This is a genomic window from Altererythrobacter rubellus, from assembly GCF_030284385.1.
GTDB lineage: Bacteria > Pseudomonadota > Alphaproteobacteria > Sphingomonadales > Sphingomonadaceae > Erythrobacter > Erythrobacter rubellus.
This window is the reverse complement of sequence record NZ_CP127221.1, coordinates 160,159-180,685: the sequence shown is the minus strand read 5'-3', so window position 1 is coordinate 180,685 and position 20,527 is coordinate 160,159. Positions and strand designations below refer to the sequence as shown.

Genomic DNA, 20,527 nt, shown 5'->3' with positions numbered 1-20,527 from the left:
TTTTAGTCCTCTGGGCGCCCATTGGCGCGATAGTCTTGAAAAGCAACTAATTGCGGACGAATGTGTATCAGGCTTCTTCGAGCTGTTTCTGACGTGCATCACTTGCTGCGTGCAGCAGTCGGTCCGATATTTCCTTAAGGCGATCATCAGCGGTGATTTTCGCGCCGAGCAGGTCGGTCACATAGAAAGTGTCAGCCGCACGCTCGCCATAGGCTGTCACATGCGCGGACTGGATCACCAGTTTGCTTTCGAACAGCGCCCGGGCGAGGCGATTGAGCAGCGCGGGCCTGTCGCGCGCATTGACTTCGATCACAGTGAAGCGCCCCGATGCATTGTTGTCAAAGGTAACGCGTGGAGCAATTCGGAATGCGCTCGAGCGGGTAATTGGCAATGGGCGTGCCGCGAGCTTGGGCACCAGGTCGACCCGGTTCGCGAGTGCATCGCGGATCGAACGCTTGAGCCGCTCCAACTGTCGGCCCTCTGCAAAGGGCTGCCCATGCGGATCCTGTACCAAGAAATTATCGACGGCGTAGCCGGTGCGCGTGGTGTGAATGCGCGCATCGATGATGTTCGCTCCTGCAAGTGCGATACCGCCTGCAATCCGGAAAAACAGACCGGGATGGTCTGCCGCGATGACACTGACCAAGGTCGCACCGCGCGTTGCGTCAAACTCGCAATGGATTGAGAGTTGCTCTTCGTTTTTACGTGCGATCTCATACTGTATCAGATTGCTGGTAATCATGTCTTCATGCTCGGCAATCCAATAGGAATCGTCGAGCAACGATCCGACGTCTTCTTTCAGATGGGCCTTGTCGCCCAACAGAGCGACAACCGCTTCCTGCTTGGCGGCGATACGCTGTTGGCGACCATGTTTCATGTGGCCAAGACGCAAGCGCTCTTGCGCGGCATCGTATAGATCGCCGAGCAGCTGACCCTTCCAGCTGTTCCACGTGCCCGGCCCGACCGCGCGAATGTCGACAGCGGTAAGGATCATTAGATTCCGAAGTCGCTCAAGGCTTTGCACTTCGCCTACGAAATTCTCGATGGTCTTGGGGTCGGTGAGATCGCGTTTGAACGCGGTCGCACTCATCAGAAGGTGATAGCGTACCAGCCAGGCAACCAGTTCGGTCTCGTTTTCGGACAGGCCAAAGCGAGGGCACAGCTCCTCGGCAACCTCGGCGCCAAGCACTGAATGGTCTCCGCCGCGCCCCTTGGCAATATCGTGAAGCAACACAGCGACATAAATCGCACGCCTTGAGTTAACGCGGTGGATCAGCCGGGTCGAGCGCGGGTGATCCGCTGAAAGTTCACCTTTCTCGATTCTGGAGAGCAATCCGATCGCGCGGATAGTGTGCTCATCAACAGTATAGTGGTGATACATGTCGAACTGCATCTGTGCATTGACCTTGCCAAAGTCAGGTACGAAGCGGCCAAACACGCCCGCCTCATTCATCCAGCGCAGCACCGTTTCCGGATCGTTGCGTCCAGCCAGCAACTCAACGAACAGAGCATTGGCACACTTATCCTCGCGGATATTCGCCTTGATCAGCGTGCTGTCACGATCAGCCTGACGCATCGTGTCAGGGTGTATCTCCAGACTGTTGGCTTCGGCCAGCTGGAAAACCTCGATCAGACGCACCGGGTACTTTTTGAACCAATCGTCTGACGGGGCAGCAATCCGGCCACCAAAAACACGATAGCCTTTCAGCGTCCGCGCCTTTTGGTTCCATCCTGCGAAGAAACCCTTGCGGGCGCGCTTCTTGGCGAACTCATCGTCCAGATGGGCCAGGAACACGCCGGTCAAGCTTCCTACGCGCCTCGCCTGAATGAAATAGAATTGCATGAAGCGCTCAACCGCGCTTTTTCCGGGGCGATCAGCGAAGTTCATGCGCGCTGCGACCTCGCGCTGAAGATCGAAGGTCAATCGGTCTTCAGCCCGACCAGTGATCATGTGCATATGGCTGCGCACCGCCAGCAGGAAGCCCTCGGCTCTGCGAAAACTGCTGTACTCGGCCTTGGTCAGCAAGCCGACATCAACCAGTTCCGCTGCGCTGCGGACGCGGTGGACATACTTGCCGATCCAATAAAGCGTTTGCAGATCGCGCAAGCCGCCTTTGCCCTCCTTGATATTGGGCTCGACCACATAACGGCTGTCACCCATCCGCTTGTGGCGCGCATCGCGCTCTTCCAGTTTCTGCGTCAGGAATTGGCGCTCACTGCCTTTGGCAACTTCGGCCCAGAAGCGCCGACCGGTTTCTGCGTAAAGGGCGCGGTCGCCCCAGATGAAGCGGCTTTCCAGAAGCGCGGTGCGGATCGTCAGATCCTCTTTCGCCATGCGGATGGTTTCATCGACGGTGCGGCTCGATTGACCCACTTTCAGCCCGAGATCCCACAGGAAATAGAGCATGGCTTCTATCACCTGCTCGCACCACGCAGCGCGTTTCATCGGCGTGATAAAGGCGATGTCGACGTCGGAATGTGGCGCCATCTCGGCCCGGCCGTACCCGCCGACTGCCAGAATCGCGATCCGCTCAGCGCTGCTGCGATTGCCCGCCGGATAAACATGCTCGATCACATGGTCGTGCACCAGCCGCAGCATCTGATCGATCAGCAGGGCCTGTGCAGCCACGCATTCGTGCCCGGCAGAAGGATTCTCCGCCAGCCGCTTGGCGATCTCTGCCCGGCCATTACGGAGCACATCCTTCAGCAGCGACACAATTTCATTGCGTGCCGCATCCCCCTTTTCGGCTACCAATGCATTGATCGCCTCAGCGGTCTTGCGCCGATCGATAATCGCGCGCTGGCGAGGTATCTTGACGGAATTCAAGCGCTGTCCTTAGCTGTCCACGAGCTCGCCGGCGAACATGGTGCGAACCGTGCGTTTGTCGATCTTTTGTGTGCCCAGGCGTGGCAGCGCCTTGTCAGACACCCAAATATGCTCGGGCAATGGAACCTTGAACGGTGCGATGCGCGAAAGCAGATATTCGCGCAGCTCTTCCTTGCTTACAGGCGTGCTGCCGCCCTTCTGGTAGAATACGGCCGCTGGCACTTCGCCCATCCGATCGTCGGGAACGCCGAATACAGAGCATTCCGCGATCGCATCGTGGCCGTAGATCGCCTCTTCCACTTCGATGCAGGAGATATTCTCGCCGCCGCGAATGATGATGTCCTTCTTGCGATCGACGATGAAGAGATATCCGTCTTCGTCGAGATAGCCCAAATCGCCCGTGCGGAAGTACTGGTCATCAGTGAAAGCGGCCTTGGTCGCTTCCTCATTGTTCCAATAGCCCAGGAAGTTTGCCACCGAACGGATGCAAACCTCGTCCACTTCGCCTTGCGGGCGTGGATTGCCATCATTGTCGAGAATGGCGAGGTCAACCAATGGCACGCTGGCTTTGCCGGTAGAGCCGGGTTTCGCCATGTAGTTTTCGTTGAAATTGCCGCAGCCAACTGCATTGGTTTCTGTAAGGCCATAACCGAGCAGCGGGAACCCGCCGGGGAAAGCCTCCTTGATCTTGTTGACGTGATCGACCGGGCGCGGTGCGCCGCCAGCGGCAAAGCTCTTGCAGCTTGATACATCAAATTGTTCACGCTCTGGGTGCGTTGCAATTTCATAGCTCATCAGCGGAACGCCGACGAAGTAAGTGACTTTCTCTGCTTCCATCAGCCGTAGCGCCTCGCGTGCATCCCATTTGGGCATCAGCACCAGCTTGCGCGCAATGCCAAAGCTTTGCAGGAACAGCGGCACTTCGCCTGTTACGTGGAACAGCGGGACCGCGATCAAAGCGCATGGCTGCGTGCTCACATCTTCGCCGCGCGATTCGAGCAGTACCTTGGCCATCGCACTTTGCGCGACATAGCTGAACACGCCGCTGACAACGCCGCGATGGTCTGAATAGGCGCCCTTGGACTGGCCGGTCGAACCAGAGGTGTAGAGGATGGTGGCGTGATCATCGGGGCCGATCTGCGCCAGCATAGCCATCGCTGTGTCACCTTCAGCCCAGATATTGGCGAGACCTTCAGCCGGCGCACTGTCATGATCGATCAAGACCAGCTTTGCGGAATGGTCTGTGCCTTCGAGTCGCTTGGCGCGGCCCGCATCTGCCAGCACTACATCGCATTCGGCCAGGCGGATGCCATAGGCCAACTCGTCTCCAGACCAGAAACCGTTGAGCAATGTGGCGCAGCCACCCGCCATAACGATGCCCATATAGGCAATAATCCAGTTGGCCGAGTTGCGAGCGGCGATGCCTACGCGATCACCCTTCTTCACGCCGTGCTGCGTTGCCAGCCCATGCGCGACACAGCTTGCAGCGGCCCATGCCTGACCAAAGGTCAGCCGAACGTCGCCATCGACCAAGAATGTCAAATCTTTGTGCTCATTGCAGAAATGCGCGAAATAATGGGCCAGACTTGGCGGCGCGTTCTTGAACGCAGGCATGGTCACACCATTGCGTTCAAAGGGTACAGTTTCGAACGGCTGACCTTCCTGGATCAGTTCGCCGATGATGTTTTCAAGCGCAATATCCAACTCTGAAGGCATCTCTGTACTCTCTCCACTTTTCAATCCGGGCCGCGGCCGCGAAGCCCCGTTCTTCAAGCTAACGCTCAAAGCCTTCGGGGTTTCCCCAATTCTCTGGCTGTGCCAATAGCAGCATCCAAACAGGCATGTCCGGATGACGTGTCACCTATATAGAGGTTCACTTCGTGCTGTCACTACTCGCTGCCGCTGGCGCTGCTACCGACCCAATTTACTGGGCCAATCTGGGCTTAACGGAGGGTATCGATCTGGGGTTTTTTACTCTGCGATACTACTCGCTCGCTTACCTTCTGGGCGTGCTGTTTGCTTACTGGCATGTGACCAAGATGATCAAACAACCCGGCGCACCAATGGCGCAGCGGCATGTCGATGATCTCTTCTTCTACTGCACATTGGGTGTGATTCTGGGCGGACGGTTGGGCTATGCCGCGTTTTATCGCCCGGAATTGTTCACCAGCTTCAATGGCGAAGGCTTTGTCAGCTGGGATCTGCTTCGCCTTTGGGATGGCGGTATGAGCTTTCACGGCGGGCTGTTGGGCGTGATGGCGGCGATGATGTGGGTCAGCTGGCGTGGCAAGCTCTCTTTCCTGCGCGTAACCGACTACGTGTCTGTGGGCGTACCGATGGGCATGCTGTTGGGTCGTTTGGCCAATTTCACCAATGGCGAATTGTGGGGCCGCGCAACAGACGTTTCGTGGGGCATGATTTTTCCCGGCGGCGGAGACGTGGTGCGCCACCCAAGCCAGCTCTATCAGGCGGGGCTTGAAGGTTTGCTGCTGTTGATCGTCATGACATTGCTGTTCTGGAAAACCGGTGCGCGTTTCCGCCCGGGCTTGCTGACCGGGATCTTCGTTACCGGGATCAGTGCGGCGCGCTTTGTTAACGAATTCTTCCGAGAACCTGATGAACATTTGGCAGATCGAGTTGTCGAAACGGGGCTTAGTCAGGGCCAATGGCTCACAATACCGCTGATCCTGCTTGGGTTGATTGTCATTCTCTCCGCAATTCGGCGCAGCCCGCTGGGTTCGGGCGGGAGCAGTCCGGCGCGGGCATGAATGACAAGCCGCAAGGCGATCTGGCAGATGCCTTCTGCCGATTGATCCGTGAAAACGGGCCGATCAGCCTTGCTCAATATATGGGTGAGAGCAATGCGCGCTATTACACCAGCCGCGACCCTTTGGGCGAAGACGCGGATTTCATCACTGCGCCGGAAATCAGCCAGGTTTTTGGCGAGCTGATCGGGCTGTGGCTGGCGGATATCTGGGTTCGTGCCGGGCGGCCTGATAACGTACACTATGTCGAGCTGGGGCCCGGTCGCGGAACGCTCGCGTCGGATGCTTTGCGCGCCGCCGGGCGGTATGGGCTCAACCCCAAGGTCCACTTTGTTGAGGGCTCCGAAGCCTTGCAGCTGATTCAACGCGGTACGGTGCCCGGGGTGCAGCATCATAGTGATGTGACCAGCCTGCCAGAGGATGGCCCCCTGTTGATTGTAGCCAATGAGTTCTTCGACGCGCTGCCGATCCGCCAATTGTTGCGCGCGGCAGAGGGTTGGCGCGAACGGATGGTTGGATTGGAAGACGGCAAGCTGTCGTTTGTCTTTGGCGACAAGCCAATGGACGCCGCGGTGCCGGAGCGCTGGAAACATGCCAATCAGGGCACGTTGCTGGAAACCAGTGCCGCGTCTTCTGCGATCATGTCTGAACTGTCAGATCGGTTGGCTGCACAAGGCGGAGCAGCGTTGATCTTTGACTATGGCGCGAAAGAGCTGGGCGCCGGCTCGACATTGCAAGCAATCAAAGCGCATCGAAAAGTCGATGTGTTTGCGCATCCGGGCGACATGGACATTACCGCGCATGTCGATTTTGGCACTTTGCGCGATGTTGCAGAGCGGCAGGGGTGCCGCGCGCTTGGCATCTCGACTCAGGGTGAATGGCTCACTGAACTGGGGGCAGAGATGCGCTTTGAAGGGCTCAAGAAGAAGTCACCGCGAAACATTGAGGTGCTGGATCGCCAGCGGCATCGCTTGATGGCGGATGACCAGATGGGGCTGTTGTTCAAAGTGCTGGGCGTTGCCGGCAAAGGCTGGCCCGGCGATGCATCAGGGTTCCTTGGCTAAAGTCCGACGCGCGCTGCCAGCATCCGCGCGGCTTCGTCTGGCGTAAGCTTGTCCGTGTCGCGGTCGACCGCGTAATTGGCTTCGCGCATCGCATCAACGTCGATCGCATCAATCACGGGTGTGAGCGCTGAGAGTAGCGCGGCATCCGTTGCCCGATCCGGGCTGACCAGCAGGATCGCGTCATAGTTCGGAAATGCCCCGGCCGGGTCGTCCAGCAGCACCAGATTGTCTGCAGCGATGCGCCCGTCCGAAGTATAGGCGCTGATCACATCCGCTTCTCCCGATTTGAGCGCGTTATACATGAATGTCGGCGCAAAGTTTCTGGTCTGGCCAAAGCGCAGGCCATAGGCATCGCGTACCGCGATCCATTCGGGTCGCTCGAAAAACTCGGGATCTCCACCGATTGTGAGTTGGGGGGCGATACTGGCCAGATCAGCGATCGAGGTCAGGTTACGACTTTCGGCGACATCTTGCCGCACTGCGAGGCCATAGGCATTCTCGAAGCCTATGCGGCCAAGCACCACGGTGCCGCTTGTTTCCCGCTCCCAATCCGAGATCTGATTATACATCTGTTCGTGCGCCGGGTTGTCGGTGCGCTTCATCTGATTGGCCCAGATTGTGCCAGTGTAGTCCACCAGCAGATCGATATCGGCGCTGGAAACCGCGCTATGCGCCACGGCTGAACCCAGCCCGTCACGATATTCGACAGCATATCCCTCGGCTTCCAGCCGCTGTCCGATCAGCCGCGCGAGCACATATTGCTCCGAAAAACCCTTTGCTCCGATCAGGATGCGGTCGCGCTCGCCGCCACCGAATTGCGCAAACGCCGCCGCAGCGATGCCCAGAATGACCATTACCAGGCCGCCAAGTGCCAGCCCCCGCTGGCGTGTGGCCATCCCGCGCTCGATCAGGCCCAGCAGAGCATCTGCAATCAGCGCCAGGCCTGCCGATGCGAAACAGCCCGCCAGCACCAGCACCCAGTTCTGCGTTTGCAATCCGGCGAAGATCGGATCGCCCAGGCTCGGCTGGCCGATCGTGGTGGCGAGCGTTGCCGCCCCGATGGTCCACACGCTTGCGGTGCGAATACCCGCCATGATGAAGGGGGCAGACAGCGGCGCTTCGACCAGCTTGAGCTTTTGCCATTTGGTCATGCCTACGCCGTCTGCCGCTTCCAATACGCCGGGATCGAGATTGGCCTGCGCAGTCACGGCATTGCGCAGGATCGGCAGCAAGGCATACAGTGCCAGCGCAAGCAGCGCGGGCAGAAAGCCCAAGGTTGGCAAGCCTTCACCAAAGATGACGCGCAGACTCAGCAGGATCGGGAAGAACAATGCCAGCAGTGCCAGCGCCGGGATGGTTTGAACAAGACTTGCAAAACCCAAGGCGACACGCGCCACCGGTGGTGAACGGCTGGCCCACACGGCAAGCGGCAGCGCTACGAGAATACCCAATACGATGGCGGACGCGGACAACAGGATATGCGCAGAAAGTTGCGGGCCCAGGCCCAGCAAGGCATCCCGGAACCCGTTCACGATCTGCTGCCCTCGCGTTCCATGGCTGCAAGCTTTTCAGCCTGCGCGCGTGGCACGGCTACTAACCCTTGCGCGATCTCTCCGCCTTTGCCGGCTAGCAATGCGGCGGGTGTTTCGTCCGCGACGATCAGGCCTGCATCCATCACCAGAACGCGGTCAGCCAGCAGCAAAGCTTCGGCCATGTCGTGTGTTACCATGATGCTGGTGAGGCCCAAGGCATCATGCAGCGCGCGCACGCGCTCGCCCAAAGCATCACGCGTGATCGGATCAAGCGCGCCGAACGGCTCGTCCATCAGCAGCAGCTCTGGCTCGTTCGCCAGCGCGCGAGCCACGCCGACACGCTGGCGCTGGCCGCCTGAAAGCTCGTCTGGCATGCGGCTTGTCATATCCGCCTCAAGCTCCACCAGCTCGAGCAATGCGCGAATTCGCCCATCGCCAAGCCTTTGCCCTGACAGGCGTGGGCCGATCCCGATATTCTCGGCCACATTCATATGCGGGAACAGGCCGATTGACTGAAACACATAGCCAATGCGCCGGCGCAGCTTTGCTGGTGGCTGAGTAGACACATCCTCACCGGCAAAGATGACCTGGCCAGTGGTCGGTTGTTCCAACCCGTTGACCATTTTCATCAGCGTTGACTTGCCGGAGCCCGACGCGCCGACCAGCGCAACGAAGCATCCGGCCGCGACGCTCAAATCCACGCCGCCAACCGCGATGACATCGTCGAAATGCCGCGCCACTGCACGGAAATGGATCACGCTATCTGGCAATGTGTCGGAAATGATTTCGCCCCGCTCGATTGACACAACTCTAGGGAAAGCCAGCGGCAAGGCCAAGAGACGACGTGCAATTGCCAGATGATTTCAGCTGCAACCGGTTTGCGCAAACCCCGTGCGCTGTTATGGGAATTGAAGAGGAGAAGTTCAGACAATGCGTGCCACACCCGATTTCGATTTCCAGCTGGGCGAAGCGGCAGAAATGATCCGCGACAGCGTGGGCCGGTTTGCCGACGAGCAAATCGCCCCGTTGGCGGACAAGATTGACCGCGAAGACTATTTCCCGCGCGCAGAGCTGTGGCAGCAAATGGGCGAGCTTGGCCTGCATGGTCTGACCGTTGATGAGGAAGATGGCGGGCTGGGCCTCGGCTATCTCGAGCATGTCATCGCCGTTGAGGAAGTCAGCCGCGCTAGCGCCTCGCTGGGACTTTCTTACGGCGCGCATTCGAACCTCTGCGTCAATCAGATTCGCCGCTGGGGCAATGAAGAGCAGAAGGCCAAATATCTGCCCGGGCTGATCTCTGGCGAGCATGTCGGTTCGCTCGCCATGTCCGAAGCGGGTGCGGGCTCGGACGTTGTCTCGATGAAACTCAAGGCCGAGGCCGTGCAGGGCGGCTATGTGCTCAATGGCACAAAGTTCTGGATCACCAATGCACCGGAGGCAGACACTCTGGTAGTCTATGCTAAGACCGATGGCAGTGCGGGTTCGCGCGGGATCACGACCTTCCTGATCGAGAAGGGCGATGCAGGCTTCTCCATCGGCCAGAAAATCGAGAAGGTCGGCATGAAAGGCTCACCCACGGCAGAGCTGGTGTTCGACGATTGCCACATACCCGAAGAACGCATCATGGGGCCGCTGAATGGGGGCGTGGGCGTGTTGATGAGCGGGCTGGATTATGAGCGTGTGGTGCTGTCGGGCATTCAGCTCGGCATTATGCAGGCCTGTCTCGACACGGTCATCCCCTATCTGCGCGAACGCAAGCAATTCGGCAAACCCATCGGCAGCTTCCAGCTGATGCAGGCCAAGGTAGCGGACATGTATGTCGCGCTGCAATCGACGCGTGCCTACACCTATGCGGTGGCAAAGGCGTGTGATGCTGGCCAGACCACCCGCTTCGATGCGGCGGGCGCGATCCTGCTGTCGAGCGAGAACGCCTTCCGCGCAGCCGCCGAAAGTGTTCAGGCGCTGGGAGGCGCAGGTTACACGCTCGATTGGCCGGTGGAGCGCTATATGCGCGATGCCAAGCTGCTCGATATCGGCGCGGGCACGAATGAAATCCGCCGAATGCTGATCGGGCGCGAACTGATCGGGGCTGCGGGATGACCGCACCTGTTCTCACCACGAAGCTCGATCGCGAAGCGCCAGACGCGAAGGCGCGGTTTGATCATAACAAGGCGCTGGCCGATGGTTTGCGCGCAAGCGTCGCCGAGGCCGCATTGGGTGGGCCGGAGAAGCATCGAGAACGGCATGTGTCGCGCGGCAAGATTCTCCCGAGAGAACGCGTCGAACGCCTGCTCGATCCGGGTTCGCCCTTCCTCGAAGTCGGCCAACTCGCTGCGAATGGAATGTATGAAGGCGATGTCTCTGGCGCGAGCATGATCTGCGGCATTGGCCGCGTCAGTGGTAGGCAGGTGATGATCGTCTGCAACGATCCGACCGTGAAGGGCGGCAGCTACTACCCGATGACGGTCAAGAAGCACTTGCGCGCGCAGGAGATCGCGCAGGAGAACCGCCTGCCGTGCATCTATCTCGTCGATAGCGGCGGGGCGAACCTGCCCTATCAGGCCGAGGTCTTCCCTGATCGCGAACACTTCGGGCGGATTTTCTTCAATCAGGCGAATATGAGCGCGCTCGGTATTCCGCAGATCGCCTGCGTGATGGGCAGCTGCACCGCAGGTGGGGCTTACGTTCCCGCCATGAGCGACGAGACGGTGATCGTGCGCAATCAGGGCACGATCTTCCTTGCCGGGCCTCCACTGGTAAAGGCCGCGACGGGCGAGGAGATCAGCGCAGAGGATCTGGGCGGTGGCGATCTCCACGCCAAGAAATCGGGCGTGGTCGATCACTTGGCGGAGAACGACGAGCACGCGCTCACCATCGTGCGCGATATCGTGAGCCAGCTAGGCGCGAACACGGCTGCGGCAAAGGATGTCGCGCTGAGAGATCCGCGCCCACCCAAATTCGATGCGGACGATCTGTATGCTCTGGTGCCCAAGGATGTGCGTGCGCCTTATGACGTGAAGGAAGTGATCGCGCGGCTGGTCGACGGCAGCGAGTTCCATGAGTTCAAGGCGCATTACGGTTCGACGCTAGTGTGCGGTTTTGCGCATATCTGGGGGATGCCGGTCGCGATCCTCGCCAATAATGGCGTGCTGTTTTCCGAGAGCGCGCAAAAGGGCGCACACTTTATCGAACTGGCGTGTCAGCGCCGTATCCCGCTGTTGTTCCTACAAAATATCTCCGGCTTCATGGTCGGCGGAAAATACGAAGCCGAGGGTATTGCCAAGCATGGCGCGAAGCTGGTTACTGCCGTTGCGACCGCCACCGTGCCCAAGGTCACCGTGGTGATCGGCGGCAGCTTTGGCGCGGGCAATTACGGCATGTGCGGGCGCGCCTATTCCCCGCGCTTCCTGTTCACCTGGCCAAATGCGCGCATCAGCGTGATGGGCGGCGAACAGGCGGCCAGCGTCCTCGCAACAGTGCATCGCGATGCCGACAGCTGGACTCCCGATGAGGCAGAGGCCTTCAAGGCACCGATCCGCCAGAAATACGAGGATGAAGGCAATCCCTATTACGCCACCGCGCGGATGTGGGACGATGGCGTGATCGATCCGGTTCAGACCCGCGATGTGCTGGGGCTGGCCTTCGCCGCAACGCTTGAAGCGCCGATTGCAGAGCGGCCCGCGTTCGGCGTGTTCAGGATGTGATGGACGAGCCATTCACCCTTTCGCTTGCGTAAGTCACCTGATTGAGGGCAGAGAAACACGCAGGGGAGAGACCAAACATTGCGACATAATGAAACCCGTAACGTCACGCTGCTTTCGCGGCTGGTGAACCGGATCATCCTGTTCCTTTACAAGTGGAAGGGCTGGAAGATCGAAGGGCATCTGCCCAAAGACATCAAAAAATATGTGATCGCTGGCGCGCCGCATACATCCAACTGGGACTTCGTGTTTTTTGCCGGCGCCACCAAGCATGAGCAAGTGCAGCCCAATTTCATGGGAAAGCACACGCTGTTTGAAGGGATCATGCGCAATTTCATGCTCGATATGGGCGGTATACCGGTCGATCGCAGCGCGCCGGGCGGCGTCATCGAACAGATGCAGGCTGAATTCGAAAGACGCAGCGAATTGGCATTGGTGATCGCGGTTGAGGGCACGCGCTCAACCGACGGTAGCTGGAAGTCGGGTTTCTATCGTATCGCACAGGCAGCCGATGTGCCCATTGTCCCGGCAATCGCTGACAATGAACACATGGTCATCGGCTTTGGCGAGCCATTCTATCCAACCGGAAATTATGGGGAAGACTTGCTGCAATTGTGTGCATGGTTCCGGGTCAAACTGCCCAACAATGAACGCTTCAAAGTGCTCGAAGCGCAAGCTCGCGCGATTATCGCGGAAGACCGCAAAGCTTGATGATTGTGCGTTCAATCGAAGTTCTTGTGTGGTTTTTGCGCGCTGTTTTGCAAAGAATTCGAATGAAACGGGTTTAAGCGGCGCTCTGCAGTGTCTAGATAACACGGCAGCAGAGGAGCCTCCCCACCAATGACTGCTGAAGAAATCCCTGTTGCGCGCCGGAACGCCGCCTTGGTTGCGCGTGAGCTGTTCGAAGAGCGTGGCTAAGAAATCCGGCTGACCGATGTAGCGGCCACCGGGCGCATTTCGCGGCGCAAGCTGGACGAACTTTTTGAAAGCGACGATGATTTGTTCGAAGCGACCGTGGAACTGTGGTTTGAGCCGCATGTCGCGATCATGGAAGAAGTGGTCAGCAGCGATCTTCCCTCGAACCGCAAGATGTACGAGTTCTTTGCCCGTCGTTTCGCAGTCAATAGAGAGCGCTATCGGGCTGACCCGATCGCATTTGCTCGCATGTGTGAGGCAGGCGCAGCCCGCTTCGAGCGTGCGCGCGGCTTTGTCGACCTGGCCGATCACTATCTTTCGGAACTGATCGCTCAGGCGCAGCACGATGGTTATTTCGCCGGACTTGAAATCGACCAGTGTCTTTCGCTGATCAACCAGATGGTGAGCAGCTACACCATCCCGGACGGGCTCATTTACATCGAAGAGCGGCTGAACGAAGACAAGCTGGCGCGCATTATCGATACGATCTTTATCGGTCTGTCATCCGAAGACGGCGGAGCGCGTGGTGTGAACACACTGCGTATCGCGACCTGAGATTTCGGCTCTGGCCGAGGGTTATCTCCAGCCGATACCGCTGCCGTCTTCGCGCAATGCGTACCTAAGGCTTGTGCCGATCATCAGCGTGGCTGCGGCAATCAGTGCCAGCGCCCAGAACCAGTGCGGCAGCAACAGATTTGCCTCGATCGCACCTGTGTCTGACAGGATTAACTGCCCGCCTATGTTGGCTTGCTCCATGAACAGATAGTCCCAGCTCATGAACATGCTCAGCGCTGCCAGCATGCCGAGGAATTGCAGCGTAAACCGCACCCAGCCAGCGCTTGCTTTCCATGCGAGCAAGGCCAACCCGACCGCGATTGCGGGCAACACGATCCAGCCAGTGCTCGAACGCACCCAAATCACTGTCGAGATTGTGATGATCAATGAGAGCGTGATTAGTGCGGGGCGCCACAATCGGGTTTTCGCGCTGGCCAGGATGAGCGCCGATCCAATGAAACTGGGCCCCAAGGGCCCGCCTGCTGCGATCATTGCGCGCGAGAAGCGCGAGGCGTCTGCGGGCATGCTGCTTTCTGCGACACCCGATCCGGTTGAATAGATGATCAGCCGCTCGAAGTCATAGCCGAATATAATTGCGGTGAGCCCATGACCCATTTCGTGAAACCACGTGCCCAGTATCATGAACGGATAGATCAGATAATTGCCAAAGGGAAGTAGCGGGGCGAACACCACCAGCACTGCGGCAATCAGCAAGCGTCCGACTTGTTCAGCTTGCGACCCCGGCGCTACGCGGTGCATCGCGCTGCCCTCAGCTTTCTACTGGTGGTGAATTGTGGTGCAGCAAATATTCCTGCGCGATGCCCCACCCGGCCAGGAAGAGCCCGGCGAGCAGCGGGCCAAGCACCACGCCGGACAGGCCCATAGTCGCGATGCCACCCAGTGTCGTGACCAGGATGATCCAGTCAGGGATTCCGGTATCCCGGCCTACCAGAATCGGGCGCAGAACATTGTCCGCCATGCCTATCACGGCCACGCCTGAGACAATCACAAACACGCCTTCCCAAATATAGCCTGACGTGAGCAGAAAGATCGACATCGGAAGCCAAACGATGCCCGTTCCGACTGCTGGCAGAAGCGAAAATATCGCCATCAGCAAGCCGAGCAGCAAGGCTGCCTCGATCCCGACGATCCAGAATGTTATTGCACCCAATCCGCCTTGAACCAAGCCTACCACCACCGATCCCTTGATCGTTGCGCGCACAATCAGCAGGAACCGCTCAGCCAGCTTTGCGGCAATCGAATTATCCAGTGGGAGCCCGCACTGGATCGCTTCGCCGATCTTCTTGCCATCGCGCAGCAGGAAGTAAGCGACGTAAAGCCCCATCAGGAAAGACAGGACAAAACTGAACACTCCGCCACCAATGGCAATGGCTTGTTGCGCGATCAAACCGGCGCTTTCGGTTAAAAGCTCCTGCGCGCGCGCTTGCACGTCCTGTAAATCAGCCAGTCCGTATGCGTCCATTTGTTCGCGAATGACAGCTGGCAACGCGCCAAGAATCTGGTCGCCCCAAGAGGCAACCTCCAAATCGCCTTGCTGGAACGCGCGCACGACGCCTGCTGCCTGTTCGACAATCATGCTGCCAATGAAGAACCCGGGCAAAAGAACGACAAAAGTGATGAACAACAGCGTTGCAATCGCAGCTTTATTGGGACCATTGGCGAGCCGGACGAGAAACCATTGGAACAGCGGCTGGAACATGATCGCCGCCAACGCTGCCCACAGCAGCGGTGTCGCAAATGGCCAGACCACAAAGACGACGCCAACCGTCAGCAAGCCCAGCAGCAGCAGGAAGCCAAGATGTTCGTAGCTGTCAGCTTCGGGGTCTTGCGGCATGCGGGATGTGTGCTCCTTGATCAAACGTCGAGGTTGGCGACGTTCAGTGCATTATCCTGGATGAATTCGCGCCGCGGCTCAACCACGTCGCCCATCAAGCGGGTAAATATCTCGTCGGTCACATCGGCGTCTTCGACTTTCACTTGCAGCAATATGCGCGCTTCTGGATCGAGCGTGGTTTCCCAAAGCTGTTCGGCATTCATTTCTCCCAAGCCCTTGTAGCGCGCAATCGAAAGGCCCTTACGGCCCACTGCAAGCACGGCATCAAGCAATTGCGTTGGGCGCATGATGCCGTCTTCGCTGCTGACAACGAGTGCCTCGTCCTCTTGCGTGTCGTCGTCAGGCACTGTGTCCGCTTCAACCGACGTCTTCACAAGGAATGCGGGCTGCGCGTAGGTTTCCGCCTCGCTTCCGGCGAGGGCGTGCAGCTTGTGCGCCTCCGCGCTGACAAGGAACTTGGCCTCGATTTCGTGTACGTCGGTTACACCGCGCCACAGTCTTTCGAAACGAACATTGCCGTCTTCGCCAATGTAAGCAGACCATTTGGCCTCCTTGTCGCCCAGACCAATCCGCCGCGCGGTAAACTCCAGCGCTTTGATCCGCGTCTCGCGATCAAGCGACGGGTCAAGCGCGCCCGACAGCGCCATCTGCTCGATAATCGCAATGTCATAGCGGCGCGGCACAAAGGCGAGCAGGTTGCGAAAACGCAGCGCATGCTCAACGAGGCCGCGCAAATCTTCGCCTGATCGCGAACCGCCGGCTGTCTCGAGCACGCGACCGGACAGACCTGCGTCGACCAGATAACGATCGAGCGCGGCATTATCCTTCAGATAGACTTCGCTGCGGCCCTTGCTCACCTTGTAAAGCGGCGGCTGCGCGATGAAGAGGTGCCCTGCCTTTACAATCTCCGGCATCTGGCGATGGAAGAATGTCAGCAGCAAGGTCCGGATGTGCGCGCCGTCGACATCGGCGTCCGTCATGATCACGATCTTGTGATAACGCAGCTTTTCAAGATTGAACTCGTCGCGGATACCGGTGCCCATCGCCTGGATCAGGGTTCCGACTTCTTTAGAACTGATGATCCGGTCAAACCGGGCGCGCTCGACGTTCAGGATCTTGCCTTTGAGCGGCAGAATGGCCTGCGTTTTGCGGTCGCGCCCCTGTTTGGCTGAGCCGCCCGCGGAGTCGCCCTCCACGAGGAACAGCTCAGCCTTGGTCGCGTCACGCTCCTGACAGTCAGCCAGCTTGCCAGGTAGCGATGCGACGCTCATCGCACCTTTGCGGCTCATTTCGCGAGCCCGGCGTGCTGCTTCGCGCGCAGCGGCCGCATCAATGATCTTCTGGATGATCGCCTTGGCATCGTTCGGATTCTCTTCGAGCCATTCGCTCATCTTCTCGCCCATCAGCGATTCCAGCGGCTGGCGAACCTCGGACGAAACCAGTTTGTCCTTGGTCTGGCTGCCGAACTTGGGGTCGGGCAGCTTGACGCTGACAATTGCGGTCAGCCCTTCGCGCATATCTTCGCCCGACAGGCTGACCTTTTCCTTCTTCAACAGGCCGGAACTCGACGCGTAATTGTTAAGCGTGCGGGTCAGCGCGGCGCGGAACGCCGCCAAATGCGTGCCGCCATCGCGCTGCGGGATGTTGTTGGTGAAGGTAAGGACGTTCTCGTAATAGCTGTCATTCCACTGCAGCGCGACATCGATGCCGATGCCATCTTTTTCCGCGCTCACCGAAATCGGCTCGGCCACCAGCGGTTGCTTGTTGCGGTCGAGATATTTCACGAATGCGCCGATACCGCCTTCGTAAAACAGATCATGCTCAAGCGGCTCTTCGTGGCGATTGTCGCGCAACAGAATGCGCACGCCGGAATTCAGGAAAGCGAGTTCGCGATAGCGGTGTTCAAGCTTGTCAAAATCGAACTCCGTCACATTCTTAAAGGTGTCATGGCTCGCCATGAATGTGACCCGCGTGCCCTTCTTGAGGCCGTTGCTATCTCCGTTGGAATCAACCGGAGGCGCGTCACCTCTCACCTCCAGTGAATTCACAGCATCGCCGTGCTCAAAGCGCATCCAATGTTCTTTGCCTTCGCGCCAGATCACCAGCTCCAGCCATTCGCTGAGCGCGTTTACAACAGAGACACCTACGCCGTGCAGGCCGCCTGAGACCTTATAGGCATTGTCGTCCGACGTGTTTTCAAACTTACCGCCCGCGTGCAGCTGGGTCATGATGACTTCGGCTGCGGACACGCCCTCTTCCTTGTGCATGCCCACAGGGATGCCGCGCCCATTGTCTTCGACTGAGACGCTGCCATCAGAGTTGAGTTCGATCAGAACCAGGTCGCAATGGCCCGCCAGCGCCTCGTCAATGGCATTGTCGGAGACCTCGAACACCATATGATGCAAGCCGGAGCCGTCATCTGTATCGCCGATATACATGCCTGGGCGCTTGCGCACGGCATCCAGGCCTTTGAGTACCTTGATAGAATCGGCACCATACTCGCCCATCTGGACGGTTTTTTCTGGGGTATTTTCGGGTGTTTTTGACATAGCCATCATATAGGCGTTGAAGGGGCAAAACCCAAGCTCTGCTGCGCTATGGGCGGGGCTTTTCCACCGCTTGCGCGTTTGCTCGACATGGCCTGATTTAGCCCTTAGGCAAACAAAGAGATGGAGCCATGGGATTTGCATTGAGGAGAGTGATTGCGTGCTGGAAAAACTGAAGGCGGAATTCGCCAGCTATTCGGATATTCTGGCGCAATGGGCCAAGCAGCAGCCGGACAAGATCGCGCTGCGCGACGAACAGTCGGAGCTCAGCTGGGCTGAACTTCATGACAAGGTTGAGCGGCTGGCCGCACGGCTCATCGAAACCGGTTTGCAGCAGGGGCAATCAGTCGCGATTCTCGGCACAAGCTGCATCAACTATGCACTGGTTTTTCTGGCGGCGGTGCGTGCGGGGGGAGTTGCTGCGCCGCTGACCACCAGTGCTTCTAAAGATCAGCTGATCGGCATGGCGCGCGACAGCTGCGCGATGCATCTGTTTATCGACGGCGTGAAATCGGCGGAGCTCACTGAAGATTTCCTGTCGGAACTTGATCACATTGCTCTGGAAGAAATCGACAACTGGATGGCACCGGACGGCACGCGCGCGCCCGATGTGCAGCCGGCTCCAGAAGCCCCGTTCAACATTATCTATTCTTCCGGCACCACCGGCATACCCAAGGGGATTGTGCATTCCCATCTGATGCGTTGGCGGCAGTTTGCGAGCACTGCATCAAGTTATCTGGAGGCTGGCATCCCCGTTGTCTCGCTCGCTTCGACGCCGCTATATTCAAACACCACTATGGTCGCGTTCTTGCCTGTCTTGCTTGCTGGCGGAACGGTCAATGTCATGGGGAAATTCAACACAATCGGCTGGCTCATGACCGCGCAACGGTTCGGTGTGTCGATAACGATGCTGGTGCCGGTGCAATATCAGCGACTGATGGCGGAGCCGCGTTTTGATGAATTCGATCTGTCATCACTTGTGCTAAAATATTGCACCAGCGCCCCCTTCTCAGCCGAACTGAAAGCCGAAGTTCTGAAGCGAATGCCCGGTGGGTTGATCGAGATATATTCCATGACCGAAGGCGGTGTGGTGTGCTTGCTTGCAGCGCATGAATTCCCGGATAAGCTGCACACTGTGGGGCGGCCGGCACCGGGCAGCGAGCTGAAGGTTCTAGACGATGACGATAAGCCTGTAGCGCCGGGCACACCGGGCAATCTGATCGGGCGCAGCCAGACCATGATGAGCGGTTACAAGAACCAGCCGGGCAAGACGCGCGAAGGGTACTGGACCGATCTCGAGACAGGCGAAGTGTGGCAGCGCATGGGCGATATCGGCCGGGTCGATAAGGATGGCTTTGTCGAGCTTGTTGGCCGCGCCAAGGACATGATCATCTCTGGTGGGTTCAACATCTACCCGAGCGATCTTGAAGTCGAGCTGGAGAAGGACCCGCGCGTGGCCGAAGCTGCAGTGATCGGAGTACCATCCGAACGCTGGGGCGAAACGCCCTACGGCTTCGTGCGGCTGATGCCTGGAGTTGCAGCACAAGAAGTCGAGGACATTCTGGGCACGGTCAACGCGCGGCTTGGAAAGACGCAAAGGCTTTCGAAACTTGAAGCCATCACCGAGATGCCACGCAGCCATATTGGCAAGCTGTTGAAGACCGAACTGCGAGACCGGGCCGCTGCGAGCGGCAAGACTTTCTGACTCACACATTCTGCAGCAGACTGGAGGCGCGACCACCGTCCGTTCAGGGGGGAGGGGTCAATATCGCACGCTAGCCGCGCCTCGCATGCCTGAGGGGGCGCTCAGGCAGTTGCAGTGTCAAATGGAAGTTCGCTGGCCAATGCTGTTTGGTTACGCAGTCAGCGAAAAATTCATACGAGCTGACAAGTGTGCGATGGAGACGCGGTCACTTTAAGGTATTGGGAACTGGTGACCGCGTCTCGCTCGCTGCCCTAAGGCTGGGCGGCTCCGGGAGCCTGTCATCCAGCCGGGGCGCTTGCGGAATTCCGGGGGAGAGGATCCGGAAGACCTTGGGCTCGCATGCGACCGGATTGGGGGGAGGGGGAGAGTTCCGGACCGCCGCGATGCCAGTGAGATAATGTTGCTCAACATTAAACACAAATGAGAAAACACGGAGATGTGTTGCGTGAAATGCAACACATAGGGCGAGCCCATTCCCGCCTATTCGCAAATGCAAAACCGGCCCCCGCTCATGCGAGCAGGGGCCGGCCTGAAAGTCTTCATTTGAAAGCGAGTCGGCTTACTCAGCCGCCATCGCTACGTCTGTGTTCTGATCACGATCTACCTTGGCTAAAGCGGCGCTCTTGGCGGCTTCTACGCAGTCCCAGTCGGTTTTCTCAGGTGCGCGGTCGAATGCAGCTTCGATTTTGCAGGCCTTGCGGGCTTCGCGCGCTACACGCTCTTCAAGCGCGGTACGACCAGCCGCTGTGTTGAGGTCGAGGTCGGCAACCGACACACGAATTTCAACGGTTTCGGTGTTGGCAACAGCGGGACTTGCTACGATTGCCAGAACAGCGGCGGCAGAAGCGAGGATAGTACGCATGATTATTCTCCTTGAAACAGTAATCCGTTTGCAAACATAAACGGGTTGCAATCTACTACCTATGGTGCAGTGCAACGTTCCCAATGCTGCAGTTGCGAAGAATCGCACGATGGTTGCGTGCAATGCATCATTGCTTGCCTTGGCTGCGGCTAGCCACTTCTGCCCGCGTCCGTGAATAGTCGGCCCTTGCCCGCTTGCCA

The 20,527-nt window shown here is 58.5% G+C and carries 15 protein-coding genes; 7 read left to right on the top strand and 8 right to left on the bottom strand.

Annotated elements, in window-relative coordinates; genetic code table 11:
- Window positions 1-67: 67 nt before the first annotated feature.
- Both QQX03_RS00865 and QQX03_RS00860 read right to left on the bottom strand, forming a co-directional pair.
- Window positions 68-2,827, bottom strand: a complete 2,760-nt coding sequence (locus QQX03_RS00865; RefSeq protein ID WP_285976006.1) for a [protein-PII] uridylyltransferase — start codon at window positions 2,825-2,827, stop codon at window positions 68-70.
- A 9-nt stretch (window positions 2,828-2,836) separates the two neighbouring features.
- The gene (locus QQX03_RS00860) at window positions 2,837-4,543 is read right to left on the bottom strand and encodes a class I adenylate-forming enzyme family protein (RefSeq protein ID WP_285976005.1); all 1,707 of its coding nucleotides are present in this window, start codon (window positions 4,541-4,543) and stop codon (window positions 2,837-2,839) included.
- Between the two features lie 164 nt (window positions 4,544-4,707).
- Between QQX03_RS00860 and lgt the strand changes: the two genes are divergently transcribed.
- Window positions 4,708-5,595, top strand: coding sequence for a prolipoprotein diacylglyceryl transferase (gene lgt / locus QQX03_RS00855; protein WP_285976004.1), 888 nt, complete (start codon window positions 4,708-4,710; stop codon window positions 5,593-5,595).
- The gene (locus QQX03_RS00850; protein WP_285976003.1) at window positions 5,592-6,656 is read left to right on the top strand and encodes a class I SAM-dependent methyltransferase; all 1,065 of its coding nucleotides are present in this window, start codon (window positions 5,592-5,594) and stop codon (window positions 6,654-6,656) included. Before lgt ends, QQX03_RS00850 begins: the two co-directional genes overlap by 4 nt.
- Here QQX03_RS00850 and QQX03_RS00845 read toward each other — a convergent pair.
- Both QQX03_RS00845 and QQX03_RS00840 read right to left on the bottom strand, forming a co-directional pair.
- Window positions 6,653-8,188, bottom strand: a complete 1,536-nt coding sequence (locus QQX03_RS00845) for an ABC transporter permease/substrate-binding protein (protein ID WP_285976002.1) — start codon at window positions 8,186-8,188, stop codon at window positions 6,653-6,655. The two genes, QQX03_RS00850 and QQX03_RS00845, sit on opposite strands and share 4 nt — an antisense overlap.
- Complete coding sequence (locus tag QQX03_RS00840) at window positions 8,185-8,994, bottom strand: ATP-binding cassette domain-containing protein (protein ID WP_432762831.1); 810 nt, start codon at window positions 8,992-8,994, stop codon at window positions 8,185-8,187. Before QQX03_RS00840 ends, QQX03_RS00845 begins: the two co-directional genes overlap by 4 nt.
- Window positions 8,995-9,118: 124 nt before the next feature.
- Between QQX03_RS00840 and QQX03_RS00835 the strand changes: the two genes are divergently transcribed.
- The 4 genes from QQX03_RS00835 (at window position 9,119) to QQX03_RS00820 (ending at window position 13,359) form a co-directional block, all read left to right on the top strand.
- Window positions 9,119-10,288, top strand: coding sequence for an isovaleryl-CoA dehydrogenase (locus QQX03_RS00835; protein ID WP_285976001.1), 1,170 nt, complete (start codon window positions 9,119-9,121; stop codon window positions 10,286-10,288).
- Complete coding sequence (locus QQX03_RS00830) at window positions 10,285-11,892, top strand: carboxyl transferase domain-containing protein (protein ID WP_285976000.1); 1,608 nt, start codon at window positions 10,285-10,287, stop codon at window positions 11,890-11,892. Before QQX03_RS00835 ends, QQX03_RS00830 begins: the two co-directional genes overlap by 4 nt.
- Window positions 11,893-11,970: 78 nt before the next feature.
- Window positions 11,971-12,600: a lysophospholipid acyltransferase family protein gene (locus QQX03_RS00825; protein WP_285975999.1), complete on the top strand. Its 630-nt coding sequence runs from the start codon at window positions 11,971-11,973 to the stop codon at window positions 12,598-12,600.
- Window positions 12,601-12,903: 303 nt separating this feature from the next.
- Window positions 12,904-13,359 (top strand): hypothetical protein, encoded by a 456-nt coding sequence (locus QQX03_RS00820; RefSeq protein ID WP_285975998.1) that lies wholly within the window; start codon window positions 12,904-12,906, stop codon window positions 13,357-13,359.
- A 21-nt stretch (window positions 13,360-13,380) separates the two neighbouring features.
- On the opposite strand, the gene QQX03_RS00815 is transcribed toward QQX03_RS00820, so the two are convergent.
- The 3 genes from QQX03_RS00815 to gyrB are packed head-to-tail and all read right to left on the bottom strand — an operon-like array spanning window position 13,381 to window position 17,763.
- The gene (locus QQX03_RS00815; protein WP_285975997.1) at window positions 13,381-14,118 is read right to left on the bottom strand and encodes a M50 family metallopeptidase; all 738 of its coding nucleotides are present in this window, start codon (window positions 14,116-14,118) and stop codon (window positions 13,381-13,383) included.
- 10 nt (window positions 14,119-14,128) lie between these two features.
- Complete coding sequence (locus QQX03_RS00810; RefSeq protein WP_285975996.1) at window positions 14,129-15,214, bottom strand: AI-2E family transporter; 1,086 nt, start codon at window positions 15,212-15,214, stop codon at window positions 14,129-14,131.
- A gap of 20 nt (window positions 15,215-15,234) precedes the next feature.
- Entirely contained in the window at window positions 15,235-17,763 is a 2,529-nt protein-coding gene (gyrB, locus tag QQX03_RS00805) for a DNA topoisomerase (ATP-hydrolyzing) subunit B (protein WP_285975995.1), read from the bottom strand.
- A 157-nt stretch (window positions 17,764-17,920) separates the two neighbouring features.
- Between gyrB and QQX03_RS00800 the strand changes: the two genes are divergently transcribed.
- Window positions 17,921-19,465 carry a class I adenylate-forming enzyme family protein gene (locus QQX03_RS00800; protein ID WP_285975994.1) on the top strand — a complete coding sequence of 515 codons (1,545 nt, stop codon included), beginning with the start codon at window positions 17,921-17,923 and terminating at the stop codon, window positions 19,463-19,465.
- A 559-nt stretch (window positions 19,466-20,024) separates the two neighbouring features.
- On the opposite strand, the gene QQX03_RS00795 is transcribed toward QQX03_RS00800, so the two are convergent.
- On the bottom strand, window positions 20,025-20,327 hold the full coding sequence (locus tag QQX03_RS00795) for a UrcA family protein (protein ID WP_285975993.1): 303 nt from the start codon (window positions 20,325-20,327) through the stop codon (window positions 20,025-20,027).
- Window positions 20,328-20,527: the final 200 nt, after the last annotated feature.